Below are 17392 nucleotides of genomic sequence, written 5' to 3'. Positions count from 1 at the left end.
GGAGGATGACCAGCTGCCAATATTGACGCTATCTAGAGCGGATGAAAAATCTCCACCATACCCAGCTGAGAATAAACGCTCACAAATCAGACAGGCAACGCCGCAGGAAATATTCGATGGAGGCAGAAATTTTAAATAAGAAAGAAATGGAACAGTTAGCTTTTTTCCCCATATGCGGACAGACCAAGGGTCTTCCGACAGGAGTGCTAGAATACATGCCAAATATATTTGACGCCGAACTGGGCAAACAGCTCATGGAACGCTTCATCGCCGAAACCACTTGGACGCAGAAAGTGGTCAGCATGTACGATAAGCAGGTCATCACCCCGCGCCTATCGGCATGGTATGCAGATGCGGAAAGCTATGATTATACATCTTTAAGAAAATCTGCGCCCAACCTTTGGACTCCGGAACTGCTAATGATCAAGGATATTGTGGAGCCAATGGCTGGCGTAAAATTCAATAGCGTACTGCTGAACTACTATCGCGACGGAAACGATTCTGTAGCCTGGCATAGCGATAATGAAAGGGCACTAGGCACGCATCCGACCATTGCTTCGGTTACCTTTGGACAGGTGCGCTCGTTTGATATCAGAAACAAGACCGACCATAGCGAAAAATATTCGGTCAGGCTAGAGCATGGTTCACTACTACTAATGAAAGGAGACCTGCAAGCAAAATGGGACCACCGGATTGCAAAATCAATCAAGCCAATGAGACCAAGGCTTAACCTCACCTTCCGAGTGGTAATATAATAATCGTTTTACTACTAAATACCCTGGCACAACACCACCCCATCCCCAATGTGATTGTCTAGAATAGCGTTTGCATTGCTTTAAATTTGGGCAATAGAACGACGGATATGTTGAAGCCAGAATTAAAAAAAAGAACGCTTACACCAGAAAAGGCAGTTGAGATTTTAGCCGAACACGGGACCAAGGTTACCTTGGAAGAAGCTGAAATAATGTTGGATTTTATCTATGAATTTGCTAAATTAGCAATCAGTCTACGGGTCAAAGAGCTTTGACAGCCAGTCCATTTTTTGCCCATTTTACTTAAATTTTCTTGTAATGAAAACTGCAGATCTTTACATCAGGGTGAGTACTGATGAACAGGCCGACAAGGGGTATTCGCAAAGGGCACAGCTGGACGTGCTGACCAGGTACTGCGAGATCCACGGCATCACCATTCGCGAAACTGTATTTGAAGACTATTCGGCCAAAACCTTCGAAAGGCCAGAATGGCGGAAGCTTCTGGCTAGGCTCAAAAAACAAAAGGGAAAGTCCGATTTGGTTCTTTTCACCAAGTGGGACAGATTTAGCCGGAACACATCCGATGCCTACCAGATGATCAGTGTACTGTTCGGCCTTGGCGTCAGTCCGATTGCAATCGAGCAGCCACTTGACATGAGCGTTCCAGAAAATAAAATGATGCTGGCCGTTTACCTTACCCAGCCAGAGATTGAGAACGACCGCCGTGCAATCAATGTCAAACATGGTATGAGACAGGCGAAAAAAGAAGGACGATGGATGGGGATTGCTCCTCCCGGCTACATGAACAGGATCAGCAGCAATGGTATAAAATATATTGCAATTGATGAAGAGCAGCACAAGGCAGTGCAGTTTGCATTTGAGGAAATGGCCCGCAAAATCTATACTACAGCCGAAGTGTACAGGATGGCAAGGGAAAAAGGACTCAAGTGCACTAGGTCATATTTTTGGGTGCTGCTGAGAAACGTGGCGTACATGGGCAAGATTCTGATACCCGCCTATAAAAACGAGGGCCCATACCTAGTACGGGGACAGCACGATGCCATAATCGATGAAGCGCTGTTTTACAGGGTGCAGGATATCTTAGATGGCAAAAAGATTCGTATCGAACCACAGGGAACTCAGAAAGAAGTAGAAAATGAACTTATTTTAAGGGGCTTTTTGATCTGCCCAATTTGCGCCAAAATAGCCACTGGTAGCGCTTCAAAGGGGCGATACAAATATTACTGGTACTACCATTGTGTAAACGGATGCAGTTGGAGAGTAAAGGCTCCTGAAGTAAACAACTTATTTTTGGAGGAAGTAAAAAAATATGTACCTAAAAAAGGATTAGAGGAACTTTTTGCAATTTCAGCTGCCGACTATTTTCAAGATGGAAACAAACAGGATCTAACTCAAAAACGCAATCTCATCACTCAGATTACCGAGCAGAATAATAGGATTATCAAGGCCAGGGAGCTATTGCTGAACAGCGATATTGAACCCGAAGACTACAGAAAAATGAAGCAGACTGCTGAAGATAATATCATCCGGCTAGAGGCTCAGCTCGCCGAAAATGTGGGAAAAAATAGCGAGTATTCCAGTGTAAGCGGAATAATTAGTGGAACAGTGGAAATCCTTAAAAATCTGTATCTATTGTACGTAGAAGCGGATATTGCCTTGAAACGAAAAATAATTGGTTCGATATTCCCTGAAAAAATGGTTTTTGAAAATCATGCATTTCGAACCACTAGACTGAATGAAGCGATACGCCTTATCTATAAGATTAACAGCAAGTTACGAGGGCATAAAAACGAAAAAAGGACGGTTTCCCGTCCTGAGTCCTTAAAAGTACCCCCAATAGGATTCGAACCTATGACCTACGGTTTAGAAAACCGGTGCTCTATCCAGCTGAGCTATGGAGGCATCTCCAAACAGAAACAATGAACACCGTTTTTGTCTGATGCTGCAAAGATATAATTTTGAACGTATAATTTTAATAAATTTTAAAATTATCAGTTGTTAATTAGCAATAAACATCGTTTTGCTATGATTTATAACCAATTACGGTGTTAGGTGCTAGGTACATTTCGGTGTTGCCACACAAAATTTGGCTACAATTCTCTTATCCAAATGTTGCGGAAGCTGATTGGTTCGCTTTTATCTCCATGTGCTTGTAATTTAATTGGGCATGCACCATGCGCTTTAGCATAGCTTGCTTTACCAATGTATTGTGTTGGCCCTTTTAATTCGAAGTTGTTTTGTATCAATACACCGTTAAATAAAACAGTTACTCTTGCTGGGCTTTTTAAACTTCCGTCTTCGTTAAATACAGGCGCTGTCCATAGCACATCGTAGCTTTGCCACTCTCCTGGTTTGCGATTTGCATTGACTAGTGGTGTAGTTTGTTTATAGATACTACCCGCTTGTCCGTTGGTATAGGTTTTATTGGTGTATGAATCTAAAATCTGTAATTCATAGCCTAAATCACCACCTCCAGTAGAGGCTAAGAATAAACCACTATTTCCTCTAGCTTGTCCTTCGCCAGTAATGTTAGCGGGAATTTGCCATTCGATATGTAATTGATAGTTGGTGAATTTTCTTTTGGTTTCAATATTGCCTGTGCTCTTATCTACTGTTACGGCGCCATCCTTTACAATCCATTTGGCTGGGCCATTATCCTTCACACTTACCCATTCGTTTAAATCTTTTCCATTAAAGAGGATAATTGCATCAGAAGGTGCATTGCTATTTGTTGCTCCAGGTGTAACTACGGCTGGAACTGGCGTATAAAATTCTGTATCTTCTGGTTTATTTTGTGCTTGAACTGCAAAAAATGGACTGCTAGCTAAAGCTAGTGTAGCGATGATCAAATACTGTTTCATTGTTTATAAATTTTTATACTAAACTAACTAATTATTCATTTATAGCCTAAAAATATTGACGTATTCCTACAAAAAAAGCCTGTAAGTTTATACTCACAGGCTTCTATTTTATTTTCGGATCAACTAATAATTCCCTGTTACACCTATTTCTAAGCCACGCAATTCTGCTAAGCCACGTAAACGGCCAATTGCTGAATAGCCTGGGTTTGTTATTTTGTTTAAATCATCTAGCATTTGGTGACCATGATCTGGTCTGAAAGGGATTGGTTCTGCTCTTTTACTATTTTCGGCAGTCACTACTTTCATCACTTCGTACATGTTTACATCGCCGCCTAAATGATCTGCTTCGTAGAAATTACCTTCTTCATCTTTAGTTACATTACGCAAGTGTAAGAAGTAAACACGTTCTTTTATGGCTTCAAAAATATCGACTAGCTTATTATCCATACCTGCGCCTAATGAGCCTGTACAATAACAAATACCATTAAAAGGCTGATCTACGCTTTTTAGAATATAGGTTAAGTCTTCTTTTGTACTCGCAATACGCGGTAAACCTAAAATTGGATACGGTGGATCATCTGGGTGGATGGTCATTTTGATCCCATTTTGTGTACAGGTTTCGGCAATGCCTGATAAAAACCACGTGAGGTTTTCTTTTAAGCCTGCCGTACCAATTGCGGTGTATTCATCAATTGCCGTACGCAGGGCTTCAATTTCTATTTCCTTTTCGTTAGGAATGCCCATTAACACGTTGATACGCAATTCATCCAGCTCTGCTGCACTCATTGTTGCATATTTAGCTTTTGCTTTTGCGAGGATATTCGCTTGGTAATCTGCAGCTGCTCCTTCCCTTTTGAAAATGTATAAATCGAAAATGGCTAGGTCTGTCCAGTTGAAGTATAAGGCTTTTGAGCCATCTGTCATGGTTAAATCTAATTGCGTACGCGTCCAATCTAACACGGGCATAAAATTATAGCAAACCGTTTTTATACCGCATTCGGCAAGGTTTTTTAGCGATGTATTGTAGTTCTCAAGGTATTTACCATCATCTGATCTGCGGGTTTTAATCGCTTCGTGAACAGGTACACTTTCTACTACCGACCAGGTTAAACCAGCTGCTTCTATGATGGCTTTTCTTTCTTTAATATCTGCTAAAGGCCATACTTCGCCATGCGGAATATGATGTAAAGCGGTTACAATTCCGGTTGCACCTGCTTGTTTAACGTCTTGTAGGCTTACCGGATCTGATGGACCGTACCAGCGCCATGTTTGTAGTAGTTTATGGTTTTTTGTGCTCATTTTGTTTATAATGGATGACCAATATTAAGAAATAAAAGAATTTGATCTACTGGAAATCCTAAAAATAGTTACGGAAACGTTAGCGTAAATTTAATGGTTCATTAGCAATTGTTCATTAGTAAACTAGTGCGAGTGAACCAATGAACAATTGAACTAATGAACCAACCTATTTCAATTCGAAAGTTGTTTCTAGTTTAATTGCATCGGAAGAGCCCCCTACCATTACTTTAAAATCTCCAGGCTCAGTAATCCAACCTGCTTTTTCTTTAAAGAATGCTAATTTCTCAGGCGTTAATTCGAACGTGATTGTTTTAGCTTCTCCTGGATTTAGTTTTACTTTAGCAAAGTCCTTTAACTCTTTAACTGGTCGCACTACTGATGCAAATTTATCTTGCATGTACAATTGAGCTACTTCTTCGCCTGCAACTTTACCGCTATTGGTTAAGGTGAAACTTACTTTAACTGCTTGTCCTTTTTGGAGAGCTGCTTTATCTAGTTTTAAATCGCTGTAGGTAAAGTTAGTATAGCTTAATCCATAACCAAATGCATATTTAGGGTCATTTGGCGAATCGATATAGGCAGATTTGTAGGTAATATCTTTAGGTTTTGTAACCGGGCGACCTGTATTGTAATGGTTATAGTAAATTGGAATTTGTCCAACGTTTCTAGGGAAAGTAATAGGTAATTTACCAGAAGGATTGTAATCTCCACTTAACACATCGGTGATGGCATTACCTCCTTCATCTCCTAAAAACCAAGCATATACAATCGCATCTGCTTTATCAGCTATGCTGTTAAAAATTAAAGGTCTACCCGCCATAATGACAACAATTACAGGTTTTCCAGTCGCTTTTACTGCATTAAATAATTCCTCTTGACGACCAGGTAAGCTGATATCTGTTCGTGATTTAGATTCACCACTCATATCCCACGTTTCACCTAAAACCATAATTACGGCGTCTGCATTTTTAGCGTTCGCTATGGCAGCACTTAAACCTGCTCTACTGGTATCTGTTACAGCAGTTCCTTGTGTGTAGGTGAATTGAGTTGAGTTACCAAATTTGGCTTGTAAACCTTCGTAAACACTGGTAATATTCGCCGTATCGGCATTTACCACCCAACTACCTGCTTGATCACGCTTAGCCTTTACCAGTGGTCCAATTAGGGCAATGTTTTTAAAGCTCTTTTGCAATGGCAGGATATTACCTTCGTTTTTTAACAATACAATTGATTTCTTGGCTGCTGATCTTGCAATTTCTTTGTGCTTAGGGTCATTCATTACTTTAGCTTCTCTTTTTTCATCAGAGAATTTGTATGGATTATCAAACAAACCTAATTCGAATTTTTTATATAAGATGCGTCTTACTGCATCATCAACAAACTTAATGTCTACTTTACCGCTCTTCACTAAATTTTCTAACTCCTTTTTGTAGACTTCGCTTTCCATATCCATGTCACTGCCTGCTAAAATTGCTTTTTCGGCTGCTTCATTTCCATTCTTAGCAAATCCCCAAGGCACCATTTCCCGCATCGAACCCCAATCGCTTACCACAAAACCTTTGTAGCCCCACTGTCCTTTTAAAATATCACGTTGTAAATAAGAGTTAGCCGTTGCAGGAATACCATTTAATGTGTTAAAAGAATTCATGAATGTAGCCACTTTAGCATCAGCAGCTGCCTTAAATGGTGGTAAATAGATCTCGTTTAATTGCTGCTCACTCATATCAACAGGATTGTAGTCTCTGCCAGCGATTGCGGCGCCATAGGCTGCAAAATGTTTTGCACAGGCCATAATTGCATCAACTCCACCTAGTTTGTCGCCCTGAAAGCCTAAAACACGTGCTCTAGCAATTGCAGAACCTAAGTAAGTATCTTCTCCAGCACCTTCCATCACTCTACCCCAACGCGGATCGCGAGCAATATCAACCATAGGTGCAAATGTCCAGTGGATGCCAGACGCTGCAGCTTCTTCAGCAGCAACATGTGCAGTTTCACGTATTGCCGCCATATCCCATGAAGCAGATTCGGCTAAAGGGATTGGAAATACAGTTTTATAGCCATGAATAACATCTAAACTAAATAGCAATGGTATTTTTAAGCGAGATTGTAAAGCGATGGCTTGTATTTCTCGGGTATCTTTTACGCCTTTAACATTTAACATAGAACCTACCATACCCGATTTGATATCGTTTAGTAGGTAATTTTTTCTATCGCTAGTTGGTCCTGTTACTTCTTTACCAGAATATTGATTTAGCTGACCTACTTTCTCTTTTAAAGTCATCAATTTGAGTACTGAATCTACACGTTGGTCGATAGATTTCTTTTGTGCGTTTAGTTTAGGAGTAAATCCGATTAAAAGTAGTAGGATTAAGCTTGAAATTTTATTCATTTTTATGTTATATTATATTCTTTTATGCTTTGCTAAAATAGCTGTATAGTTGGTGTAAACGGATTTTACAACCCCATCAAAAACACAACAGTTGTTATTTATTTTACACCATCTAATATGGCTTGGTATGCAGCTTTACGTTGGTAACTGGCATCAAAAGGCAAGGGCCAGTCTGGTCTGCTGTACTCTGTTGGGATCCAACTATCAGCATCTGTAACATTCCAAGTGGTTATGCCGTATTGTTGTGCTTTTGGAATAGCGTAATACGCTTTTACTATTGATTTATACTTGGCCGCATGCTGTTCTGCCAAAGTTGCAGTATAGGTTAACGCTTGGTTATTATCTGGATTTAAGGCTATATCTAATTCAGAAATATGAACCATTAAACCGGTGGCTGCAGCTGTAGTAATAGCTGAGGTAATATTTGCATCTGACTGATTATAACGTGTATGCATCTGTAATCCTATGCCATGAATAGGAATCCCTCTAGACTTTAAATTGTTGACCAAATTTAATATGGCAGTCCGTTTTGCGGTACTATATTCTTGTCCGTAATCGTTGTAAAAGAGTAAGGCATTAGGATCTGCCTGATGCGCATATTCAAAGGCACGAGCAATATAATCTGTTCCTAATTTTTGTACCCAGATACTGTTTCGATAGGTGCCATCGTCTTCAAAGGCTTCGTTCACTACATCCCAAGAAGCTATTTTCCCTTTAAATTGTCCAACTACAGTTTGGATATGTGTTTTTAATAGATTTTCCCAATCTGCGGTGGTCCCTTGAAAATTGGTAACCCACGCAGGCAATGACTTATACCAGTTTAAAGTATGGCCATGTATCCGCTTTCCGTTGGCTAAGGCTAGGTTTACAATGTTAGTTGCATCGGTAAAATCATAATGTCCCTCTAAAGGATGAACAGTAGCAAACTTTAATGCATTTTCTGTGGTAAGGCTACTAAATTCTTTAATTACCAATGCTTTATACGCTGGGTTGTTTTCTAGCAGTCGTGCATTAACTGAGGCACCAAATTTAAAAGGCATGTCTTTTAGTGTGGTATTTACAGGATTTACAACTATAGGTGTAACTATTGGCGCAATACTGGTTTGTTTGCTTTTTGAACAACTCGATACGGAAAGCAATACGGCTACTAGAACTAGGTTTAAATATCTCATGGAATTGATTTTAGATTGGTTATTTCTTTTTTTGATCAAAGAAATCTGCCAATTGATACATCTGGAAGTTTAATGCTTTCATCTTTTCTAGTAAGGGTTGATAGGCTTGGTAATTATTATCAATTACACCTTTATTTGCGTTGGTATTGGATGGCTCCGCTCCTTTTTGTAAAGGGTCATTATCCATGTATTTAAACCAATGCCAACCGATACAATTTTTAGATTCAAGTAAACCTAAAGTAAAGTTCTGATAGAATAACCCTCTATCTGCTTGCGTTTTAACAACCCAACCAGCTCCTGCTGTATTCCCTAATTCTGAGTCATCTCCCTTTACATACCATTCGGTAATGATGAAAGGTTTACCAGACCATGCTGTCCAATTGGCCATTAAAGCTTGATCCGGAGTCCAAGCATTATAATAGTTCATTGAAATGGCATCTAAGTACTTGCCGGCCGATTTCCATAGCTCCGCAATAAAGCCTTGTTGCCCATGAAATCTACACCCTAAATACATGTGGTTTGGATCGTATTTTTTAATTGCTTTTGAAACGATAGAAAAATACTTGTCGGCCACTATAGATAAAAACTCACGACGATCTCCCTCGGTAATTTTATCTGCTGTTACTCCTCTATCATCAATAAACTTTTTAGCCACTACATAACCTGGATCTTGCTGATCTTTTAAAGTGAGATACCCATCTAAATTTTTGATACCTAAAGGCATCTCATTATCAGAGAAGTAGCCGAACAGGTTGGTATCCTTTTGATTAGCGACCAATTTCTTTGCAGCTTCATCGCAAAAGGTTTCAAATGCAGGATCAAATACAAAAATCACATTGTTAGGATAACCCTTATGTCCAGGAACAACATAGGTACCTCCTCTCTTATCGCCATAGGCACTCATAAAATCTAGATTGATCGTATATGCCAATGGTTTGGTTTGTTGTAATGGAGAACCCTGAATTGCCTTCGTATTAGACCATGCGCCCGTACCATTAAACCCGTTATCAATTAAAAAGTCCTGTGTTTTTGTCATCCACTGACTTTCGTTACCGTATAATTTACCAAAAGCTTCCTTGTTTCGGTCTGACGAACCCATGCTTACTGCATTCAATGCATTATGAATAAACAAATGTCCTTGAGGATCAATTGCCCACCAACGACCAGCTATCTTTTTTGTATAATAAAAGCCGGTAGCCTGCTCTTTTCTATCCATCCTTCCGCCATATTTATCTGTTCTAATCGACTTAGATTTAAATTTAGATAAGCTAGCTAATGATCTAGTAGAAAAAGGTTTATATGCGGTAAACGAAGCTTTATCGCTTGAATTGTTTAATACCTTTCTTACGTCAACTTTTTGATTGAAGTCTAAACTATCTTGTGCTGCAACAGAATAACTAAGTGCAGTAATAATTCCTAATGAAATACCTATAATCTTTCTCATTTTTTAAATCCTTTAGTTCTCAACAAAGCTTCTAAATAATAGTAATCAGCGTAATTTATAGGCACATCAATTTCAGATTTAGCAGGGCGATGACCTGTACTGTGTTCTAAGATAAAACCATAATTTGCACCAGGTTTGCTCGTATATTTTGAGCTTAAAGAAGACAAAATCTTATCAGCAGCTGCCTTATATTTTTTACTTTCATTGCTGTATGTCGCTAATTCGTATAAAGCAGAAGCGGTTATCGCGGCAGCTGAGGCATCTCTCGAAACATTTGGAATTTGTGGGTCGTTATAATCCCAATACGGAATACCATCTTCTGGTGTAATTTTACTACTTAAAATAAAATTAGCAATGCCGTTTGCTTGCGCTAAATAGGCTGGATTATTAGTATAACGGTAACATAGCGTATAACCATACAATGCCCAAGCTTGACCCCTAGCCCACGCTGACTCATTCGAATACCCTTGTGCGGTTAGCTTATTGCGAACGTTACCAGATACAGTATCGTAATCAACTACATGCCAAGAGCTAAAATCTGGTCTGAAATGGTTTTTCATGGTGGTATTGGCATGAGAAACCGCGATTTTATAGAATGATGAATCCCCTGTGAACTTGGTCGCTTCAAACAACAACTCTAAATTCATCATGTTATCAATAATAACTGGGTATTTCCATTTATCGCCATTGTGATCCCAGGATTTAATTACGCCCGCTTTAGCATTAAATCGAGTAGATAACGATTTAGCTGCTTGGATGATTACAGCTTTATAAGCGGTATCTTTTGTAAGTTTATAGCCATTACCAAAGGGACAATAAATCATGAAACCTAAATCGTGTGTGCCTTTATTAAATTGCTCTTTTTTAATATCTTGTGTATATTTCTTAGCTAAATCAAGCCACTTTTTATCTTTAGTATACGCATAGAAATACCACAATTCTGCTGGGAAAAATCCACTGGTCCAATCTCTAGAATTAACCATTTTAAATTGTCCGTTTTCTACTGTTCTTGGTGAGACCAAGGTAGGTTTAACTAATCTAGCAGAATCTACATTTTTTACTAGTACATCTGTTTGTTTTGCAGCTGCTGCAAATGACTTTGCAACGTCAACTTTTTGAGCTTTACAAGCCCCAAAACCTAACACTAACCCTACAATTAAATTAATTTTCAATTTCATACTCTATGTTTTTGTTTTCAATCTTATTGTGTTTTACATCCAAATTAATGAGTGCCTAATTGGTAAATTTCGAATCACTTCTTCGTTTGTCGGTTTTAAATCCAATTTCTTCCAGGTGTTAAACCAACTTTGATTTTGATATGCATGCGCACCAAACACTAAAAAGGGTTGTGCAACTGGCCAATTATCCCAAAACATAACATCTGGTTTTAACGTCCATTTACTTTTATCGGCAACAAACGGATATAAATAGTTTATTCCTTTTTGGATTGATTTCCCATCTGTGGTTTCAAACTTCCATAGGTCATCTTTCGGGGTTGATAGGATTTGGCAAATCATGGTAAAGGCGTCCAAATTAAATATAGAATATCCATAAGCTTTGGTGCGTGCTAACTCTAATGGAAAACTACCGTCAGTTGCCATTTGATTGGGCAATAAAATAGTTTTATACCGCACTCGTAATGAATCTAACATGGGTTGATCATTGCACAATTTAGCAAATGACGCAACTTGCATTACCCAACACGCACTATGGTTATTTTTTGATGTCTTCTCAGCTACTCCATTTTTACTGGTATTTAACCACAAGATATAATCGGCGAACCATTTTTTAATGGTGGTTAAGCTTTGTTTATCAAACGATTTTGCATTTTCCATGACCAGAATACCTTGCGCTACTTCCATAAAATGGATGGTATCGATAATGCCCCAACTTCTACCAGTTGATGAACCCTTAACGGCCTGTGCAAATGATAAATTCGGATTCATCAGGGTTTCTGAATTAACAAACCAAGCCTTTAAATGTACGACAGCTTGTTTTACATACTTTTCATCGTGTGTAAGCTCATAAGCTGACGCCAAAGCTCCGATGATAGTACTAAACCTAATCATCGCTTTGCGGTGTGCTACAAAGTTATTAGGATTGGTTTCTCCGTCACGATTAATGTATGGTCCATCTGGATTGAAAGGATTAGGCCAAAAGTAATCTGCTTCTGAAAAGAAATCATGTTTTCCCCCTGCACTCCTTGTCGAACTTTCTGCTGTAATGGTAATTGGACTTTGTTTCATTGCCCAATCAGCCTCTGCTAAAATTTGTTGTTTTAACACAGCTATGGTTTGTTGTTTAATGTTTCCTTGCGCAAAGCAAGAAAATATACATAAACAGCATGCAAAGCTTAAACTTATTCTTTTCATTTTATTGATTTAAAAACACCGTTGGTAATCCTTTAGATTGAACTGAGATCACACTTTTGGCATTATTCGTTTTTAGTTTTATAATCGCTCTACCGTTGTACAATTGCACTTTTGCAGAACCTGTTGAAGTTCCTTGATCTCTAATCAACTCCCCATCTCCTACTAAACCGAATGAAACTAAGTTAATCGCATCTAAGCACAATACATTTTTAGCATCAAATACTTTCACCTCGATAGTTGCAATTCCATCCTTTTCATCAATTTTTTGCAGGGTCATTTTAGCAGGTTTATCCCACTTCTCAGTTTGGTATTCTTGTGTAATTTCATCAGTAACTACAACTTTGCCTTTCTTCGCAACCACTTTAAACGTATATGTCCCTTTATTCATTGGAACTTGCCAACGTAAACCTGCCGCAGGGAAATTCTGGCTATCTCTTTTTCTTACACCAAAGCTTTTTCCATTCACAAACAGTTCGGCTTCATCGCAATTAGAGTACACTTTAACCATTTTTTCCTCTCCCGGTTCTCCCCAACGAATTGGCCACGTATGTCCATACAAATGAACCATTGGCGTAGTTGTCCAATAGGATTGAAAAATATAGAATGCTTCCTTTTTAGTGAAATCTCTCTCAATTACACCTTTTTGATTGACATAAGGAACTGGATTTTCTGGTCTAATTGGTGTAGAAAAATCTTTAAATGGCCAATACGCCGTACCACTTAACCAAGGCATGGTTTCTTGCTCTTTTAAATGCCAATCGATTAGGTTTGCGATATAACTTTCGCTCCAATCGCCATCTTTACTAACCCTAGCTGCACCGCCATATAACGAAGCATCTCCGGCTCTTTCATCGGCACCGCCACCTTTTTTAATTTTACTTAGTGCATTATCTGGGTTTTCAGAATGTCTTCGAGCATGGCTATCGCCGCCCCATTCTACGTGTAAAAATCGATCTGATTTATTAAATTCCTCTAAAGAAACATCTTTGTATTCTGTGTAATATCCACGGTACCAACCTGCCCAAATAGATGGAGAATAAACGTCTACAATGTCTCTACAGAAATCACATCTTCTTATTGCTGTGCTTCTTGACGGATCTAACTGATGTGAAAGTTGATTTAATTCTTTCATAAAAGTTCTAATCTTTTCTTGATCAAATTCTGTAAAATCTCCTGGCCAATCGTTTTCGTTTCCTAGACCCCAAATAATAATTGATGGATGATTGTAATGCTGCTCAATCATATTCGTCAGCATTCTTTTGGCTTGTGCCTGATAGATTGGTCCGCCCAGACCGCCTCTACACCATGGAATTTCTTCCCACACCAAAATCCCTAGACTATCACAAAGGTTAAGCACAATTCTAGATTGCTGATAATGGCCTAAGCGGATGAAATTTACACCCATTTCCTTCATCAATTTTATTTCGGTAGTGATCATCTCCTCTGTCATGGCAGCACCTACACCTGCATGGTCTTCATGTCTATGCGTTCCACGCAATAACAATCGTTTACCATTCAGCATAAAAGGGCCTTTTTTAACAAACTCAAACTTTCTGAAGCCTACTTTTTGTATACTAGTAGATTTTTGACCACCAGCAAGGATATCTAATTGAACGGTATATTGTTGAGGCACGTCAGGCGCCCATAGTTTTGGCGCTCTTAGGCTCCAGTCCCACAGCAATGAATCCCCTTTAAATGTGGTAATGTCTTTAGTGAAATCTGCAATTCTTATCCCGTTTGGATCAGTTACGTAAATTTTTACTTGTGCATTTTTTACTTGATTAGGATTACTTAAACGAGCGGTTACAGCTAATTTCCCATAACCACCAACATCACTTATGGATGCCTTTGCGAATAGTTTATCAACCGAAAGTTGAGGGGTATATATCAAATTTAGGTACCGATAAATCCCTCCGTACACGTTAAAATCTGATAGATTTGAAGGGATCATTTCTAAATCTCTAGAGTTATCGCAACGAATAACCACAGGGATTTTACCTTTAAACTGCGTTTTAAAAACCTCAGTCTTTTTAAATTTAGCAACGGCTTCAGTAATATCAGCAGTCCACTCATCGTAACCACCAACATGTTCTGCAACTTTGATATTGTAGATATAAACTGCCGTTTTCTGCCCTGCACCTTCAAAATGCAATATTGTTCTACCATTTTCATATGGATTTTCAACATCAATACTTGTCCGATACCAACCTGGACCTTGGTAATAATTCACATCGGGATCTACTGCATCTGTCGCATTAAAACAATGAGGCAAACTTACTTTTTGCCAAAATGGAAGTTCTTCAGGATTACCTGCTTTAACAGGCCTCACGGCTTCCCAAACCCCACCTAAATCTTGTTTTACGAATTCCCAATTGTTAATTAATCGTTTTGAGGTTTGCGCCTGCAGTACAAAGCCTACACTCAAAAAAAACAATACAATAACACTTACTTTTTTCAACATAATTTAACTTTTTTGTAGTACAAATTCTTTCTTATCTGATGAAGTAAATTTATTTGAAACTCTTTGTAATCTGGTCAAGCAAATAACCCTTTTTATCTGAATTATATTCCCAGAACATGACACCACCTAATTTATTTTTAAGCACATAATCGCATTTATTCGCTACCGACCACTCATTATCATACGAAATATATTGTTTTGTTGTTGGGTTAAATAGAAAAGGTGCTTTTGCATCTTCATCTTTGTATTCGATAAATCCTTTTTTATTTATTAAGCTATCTTTTAAAAAAGTATATCCATTGCCATAGCTATTGGCAGATGAAAGGATGGTATCTCCCAAACCTTTTTGTGCATTAGAATTTAACTTCAAGTTCCTTCCATAAAACGCAATACCTAATACAATTTTTGAGGAAGGTACGCCCGCATTGATATAAGCCTGAATTGCTTTATCAGCGGAATTATCAGTTAAATAAGGCTTAGAATTATATAGATTTGTATGATGACCAGCTTGTTTCGAGGAATAATAATCATAGGTCATTAGATTAATATAATCTAAATATTTTTGCGCTTTCCCCATTTCAGTATTTGTTAAAAAATAAGGGAATCCACCAGTTGCAGTGGTTAGTAATTTCTTTTTACCAGTTTCCTTTTCCAATACATCTAATTCTTTTCTAATTGCTTCAAACATTAAAGTGAAATTTTCTTTGTCTTCTGGTCGATATACGTTTCCTTCTTCACCTTGCATACCTGGATATTCCCAATCTATATCTACACCATCTAAATTGTATTTACGAATGATATCAACTGCACTTTTCGCAAAACGTTTTCTTAAAGAATCAGTTAATACTGCATTTGAGAAATTCTCACTCCACGACCAACCTCCTATTGAGATTAACAATTGAAGATTTGGATTTTTAAGCTTTAAGGTATTCAATCTTTTAAAGTTTTCAGCATCTCTTTTTTCGTCATCTAAATACGCTTGATTGTTTTTCACATTCACAAACGCATAATTAATATGTGTGAGTTTTTCTGCTGCAATTTCATCAGTATTAATTAAACCGCTATAGCCGGTTACATACCCAATTACTACTGGCTTTTTATCAGCACTTTTCATAGCAGAAAGTACCGCCACAATTAACAGTAAAAGAAAAATCCAGTTTATCTTATTATTTATAAATGCTACCATATTTATACTTTTAAACGAATTCTTTTTTTCTCCATAAACGCCACAATTCTTATCACTAAAAAGGCAATGAATAAGGACCTTAAAATTCCACCGATACCATAATTAAAATAATGAGGGTAATTAAAATCTATCAAACTAAATAATGAATATAAAATATAGGGAATTAAATAACAGGTTAATGTGCTAGTCCCAGCTGGCTTAATTAAACTAAACCAGTTTTTCTTGTCTTTAATATCTATTACGTACACTAGCAGCTCGAATACTAATATGGTTATACCCATACAGATAAAAACCCATGCAGGTGTGGAGTAAATTTTTGAAATGCCACCTGCATAAGGACGAATCATAAAACCGAATAAAATGGCTAAAATACCTGAAGCAGCTAAGGCAGCCCACAACGTTTTGTCTTTGCCTTTGCTAATTAAAACGGTATAGAGTGTAGAAATTACAGCGCCCCCTAGCATTAATGTAATGGACGATGCATCGCCAATCATCCATAAATCTACATGGAGTAAATCCATATGGCTAGTAACATTAATTAGCGCAAATAAGATAAATGAAGGTAGTAAAACAACCATTTTTCCTTTGGTTATTAAATAAACTACCGCTGCAAATAAGTAAGCCCAGCCAATAATTCCTAAAATACCCCACCATTCTGGCTCTAAACCTTTGGGATGTTCGGCACTACCGCCTTTGTATAAATAGGCCATAGTGGCAACGATTAAAACGCCAATAGTAATTAACGAATATTTCCAAGTTTTAGCTAGCTGAGCAGGATAATCGAGCCAAATGAGGAAGAAGCCGACAGTTAGTACAATCGTAAAAACTGGATAACTTAACAGCGCCGAACCAGCATTGTAACTTTCCATATTTACATGAAAAAATCCCATTACAATTAAAGCCAATGCTCTTAAAATAATGTAAACCACAATAGACAAATAGGAATCCCCCTTCTTTATTCTGCCTTGAATGGCAAAAGGTAAAGACAGTCCTACGATAAACAAAAAAGCTGGAAATATAATATCCGAAAAACCCATTCCATCAAAATCAGCAGCGGTATGTTCTATCCATTTCGTAATACGATCTACACCAGCAACATCATTCACAAAGATCATCAAAAACATGGTGATTGCTCTTAACACATCAATTGATAAAATTCGTTTTGGCAAGTGTTTCATTGTTAGTTATTAAAGATTACTCTGCTTTAATTTAGCTTTTTTACTTGTAAGGCATTTAAAACTGCTTTTCCTTTTATGTTTTTAAACAAGATTTGTATGCCCTTATCATCTGCAACGCTGCATTCAAATTTTTTCTGTACGCTGTTCGCAACGCCATAGGTAGCTGCCAAGTTTATGTTTTTAATTACCAACTTATCGTTCAGGTACACATCGAAAACTCGTTGTGGTGGCACTTCTTTACTGACCGCAATTAAACT

The 17392-nt window shown here is 38.0% G+C and carries 13 protein-coding genes, 1 tRNA gene and 1 pseudogene; 3 read left to right on the top strand and 12 right to left on the bottom strand.

Annotated elements, in window-relative coordinates; all coding sequences use genetic code 11:
- The first annotated feature begins 116 nt into the window (after nt 1-116).
- From WC622_RS14695 to WC622_RS14685, 3 genes and pseudogenes are all read left to right on the top strand, one after another.
- Entirely contained in the window at nt 117-755 is a 639-nt protein-coding gene (locus WC622_RS14695; RefSeq protein WP_372820458.1) for an alpha-ketoglutarate-dependent dioxygenase AlkB, read from the top strand.
- Nucleotides 756-862: 107 nt separating this feature from the next.
- The gene (locus tag WC622_RS14690) at nt 863-1027 is read left to right on the top strand and encodes a hypothetical protein (protein ID WP_372820457.1); all 165 of its coding nucleotides are present in this window, start codon (nt 863-865) and stop codon (nt 1025-1027) included.
- 43 nt (nt 1028-1070) lie between these two features.
- Nucleotides 1071-1850 (top strand): annotated as a pseudogene (locus WC622_RS14685) (recombinase family protein); the annotation flags it as partial.
- Between the two features lie 751 nt (nt 1851-2601).
- Here WC622_RS14685 and WC622_RS14680 read toward each other — a convergent pair.
- The 12 genes from WC622_RS14680 to WC622_RS14625 all read right to left on the bottom strand — a co-directional run.
- A tRNA-Arg gene (locus WC622_RS14680) sits at nt 2602-2675 on the bottom strand.
- A gap of 188 nt (nt 2676-2863) precedes the next feature.
- Nucleotides 2864-3634 (bottom strand): DUF1080 domain-containing protein, encoded by a 771-nt coding sequence (locus WC622_RS14675; RefSeq protein ID WP_372820456.1) that lies wholly within the window; start codon nt 3632-3634, stop codon nt 2864-2866.
- Between the two features lie 123 nt (nt 3635-3757).
- Complete coding sequence (uxuA, locus tag WC622_RS14670) at nt 3758-4933, bottom strand: mannonate dehydratase (RefSeq protein WP_372820455.1); 1176 nt, start codon at nt 4931-4933, stop codon at nt 3758-3760.
- Between the two features lie 166 nt (nt 4934-5099).
- Complete coding sequence (locus WC622_RS14665; protein ID WP_372820454.1) at nt 5100-7322, bottom strand: glycoside hydrolase family 3 N-terminal domain-containing protein; 2223 nt, start codon at nt 7320-7322, stop codon at nt 5100-5102.
- A 98-nt stretch (nt 7323-7420) separates the two neighbouring features.
- Entirely contained in the window at nt 7421-8494 is a 1074-nt protein-coding gene (locus WC622_RS14660) for an endo-1,4-beta-xylanase (protein WP_372820453.1), read from the bottom strand.
- A gap of 19 nt (nt 8495-8513) precedes the next feature.
- Nucleotides 8514-9938, bottom strand: coding sequence for a hypothetical protein (locus WC622_RS14655; protein ID WP_372820452.1), 1425 nt, complete (start codon nt 9936-9938; stop codon nt 8514-8516).
- Nucleotides 9935-11116 carry a glycoside hydrolase family 88 protein gene (locus tag WC622_RS14650; RefSeq protein WP_372820451.1) on the bottom strand — a complete coding sequence of 394 codons (1182 nt, stop codon included), beginning with the start codon at nt 11114-11116 and terminating at the stop codon, nt 9935-9937. Before WC622_RS14650 ends, WC622_RS14655 begins: the two co-directional genes overlap by 4 nt.
- A 33-nt stretch (nt 11117-11149) precedes the next feature.
- Nucleotides 11150-12310 (bottom strand): alginate lyase family protein, encoded by a 1161-nt coding sequence (locus WC622_RS14645; RefSeq protein WP_372820450.1) that lies wholly within the window; start codon nt 12308-12310, stop codon nt 11150-11152.
- 1 nt (nt 12311) lies between these two features.
- The gene (locus WC622_RS14640; RefSeq protein ID WP_372820449.1) at nt 12312-14771 is read right to left on the bottom strand and encodes a glycoside hydrolase family 2 TIM barrel-domain containing protein; all 2460 of its coding nucleotides are present in this window, start codon (nt 14769-14771) and stop codon (nt 12312-12314) included.
- A gap of 49 nt (nt 14772-14820) precedes the next feature.
- Nucleotides 14821-15957 carry a glycoside hydrolase family 18 protein gene (locus tag WC622_RS14635; protein ID WP_372820448.1) on the bottom strand — a complete coding sequence of 379 codons (1137 nt, stop codon included), beginning with the start codon at nt 15955-15957 and terminating at the stop codon, nt 14821-14823.
- A gap of 2 nt (nt 15958-15959) precedes the next feature.
- The gene (locus WC622_RS14630; RefSeq protein ID WP_372820447.1) at nt 15960-17135 is read right to left on the bottom strand and encodes a DUF5009 domain-containing protein; all 1176 of its coding nucleotides are present in this window, start codon (nt 17133-17135) and stop codon (nt 15960-15962) included.
- Nucleotides 17136-17161: 26 nt separating this feature from the next.
- On the bottom strand, nt 17162-17392 hold a 231-nt coding region (locus tag WC622_RS14625), incomplete at its 5' end, for a malectin domain-containing carbohydrate-binding protein (protein WP_372820446.1).

Origin of the sequence: Pedobacter sp., from assembly GCF_041662865.1 — a bacterium.
Classification (GTDB): Bacteria; Bacteroidota; Bacteroidia; order Sphingobacteriales; family Sphingobacteriaceae; genus Pedobacter.
The sequence above is the reverse complement of the archived record's forward strand: the minus strand, read 5'-3'. Positions and strand labels throughout refer to the sequence as shown.

Bases quoted from the DNA above. Each gene is read 5' to 3' on its own strand.
- WC622_RS14695 (WP_372820458.1), top strand. From the start codon at position 117: ATGGAGGCAGAAATTTTAAATAAGAAAGAAATGGAACAGTTAGCTTTT.
- WC622_RS14690 (WP_372820457.1), top strand. From the start codon at position 863: ATGTTGAAGCCAGAATTAAAAAAAAGAACGCTTACACCAGAAAAGGCA.
- WC622_RS14675 (WP_372820456.1), bottom strand. From the start codon at position 3,634: ATGAAACAGTATTTGATCATCGCTACACTAGCTTTAGCTAGCAGTCCA.
- uxuA (WP_372820455.1), bottom strand. From the start codon at position 4,933: ATGAGCACAAAAAACCATAAACTACTACAAACATGGCGCTGGTACGGT.
- WC622_RS14665 (WP_372820454.1), bottom strand. From the start codon at position 7,322: ATGAATAAAATTTCAAGCTTAATCCTACTACTTTTAATCGGATTTACT.
- WC622_RS14660 (WP_372820453.1), bottom strand. From the start codon at position 8,494: ATGAGATATTTAAACCTAGTTCTAGTAGCCGTATTGCTTTCCGTATCG.
- WC622_RS14655 (WP_372820452.1), bottom strand. From the start codon at position 9,938: ATGAGAAAGATTATAGGTATTTCATTAGGAATTATTACTGCACTTAGT.
- WC622_RS14650 (WP_372820451.1), bottom strand. From the start codon at position 11,116: ATGAAATTGAAAATTAATTTAATTGTAGGGTTAGTGTTAGGTTTTGGG.
- WC622_RS14645 (WP_372820450.1), bottom strand. From the start codon at position 12,310: ATGAAAAGAATAAGTTTAAGCTTTGCATGCTGTTTATGTATATTTTCT.
- WC622_RS14640 (WP_372820449.1), bottom strand. From the start codon at position 14,771: ATGTTGAAAAAAGTAAGTGTTATTGTATTGTTTTTTTTGAGTGTAGGC.
- WC622_RS14635 (WP_372820448.1), bottom strand. From the start codon at position 15,957: ATGGTAGCATTTATAAATAATAAGATAAACTGGATTTTTCTTTTACTG.
- WC622_RS14630 (WP_372820447.1), bottom strand. From the start codon at position 17,135: ATGAAACACTTGCCAAAACGAATTTTATCAATTGATGTGTTAAGAGCA.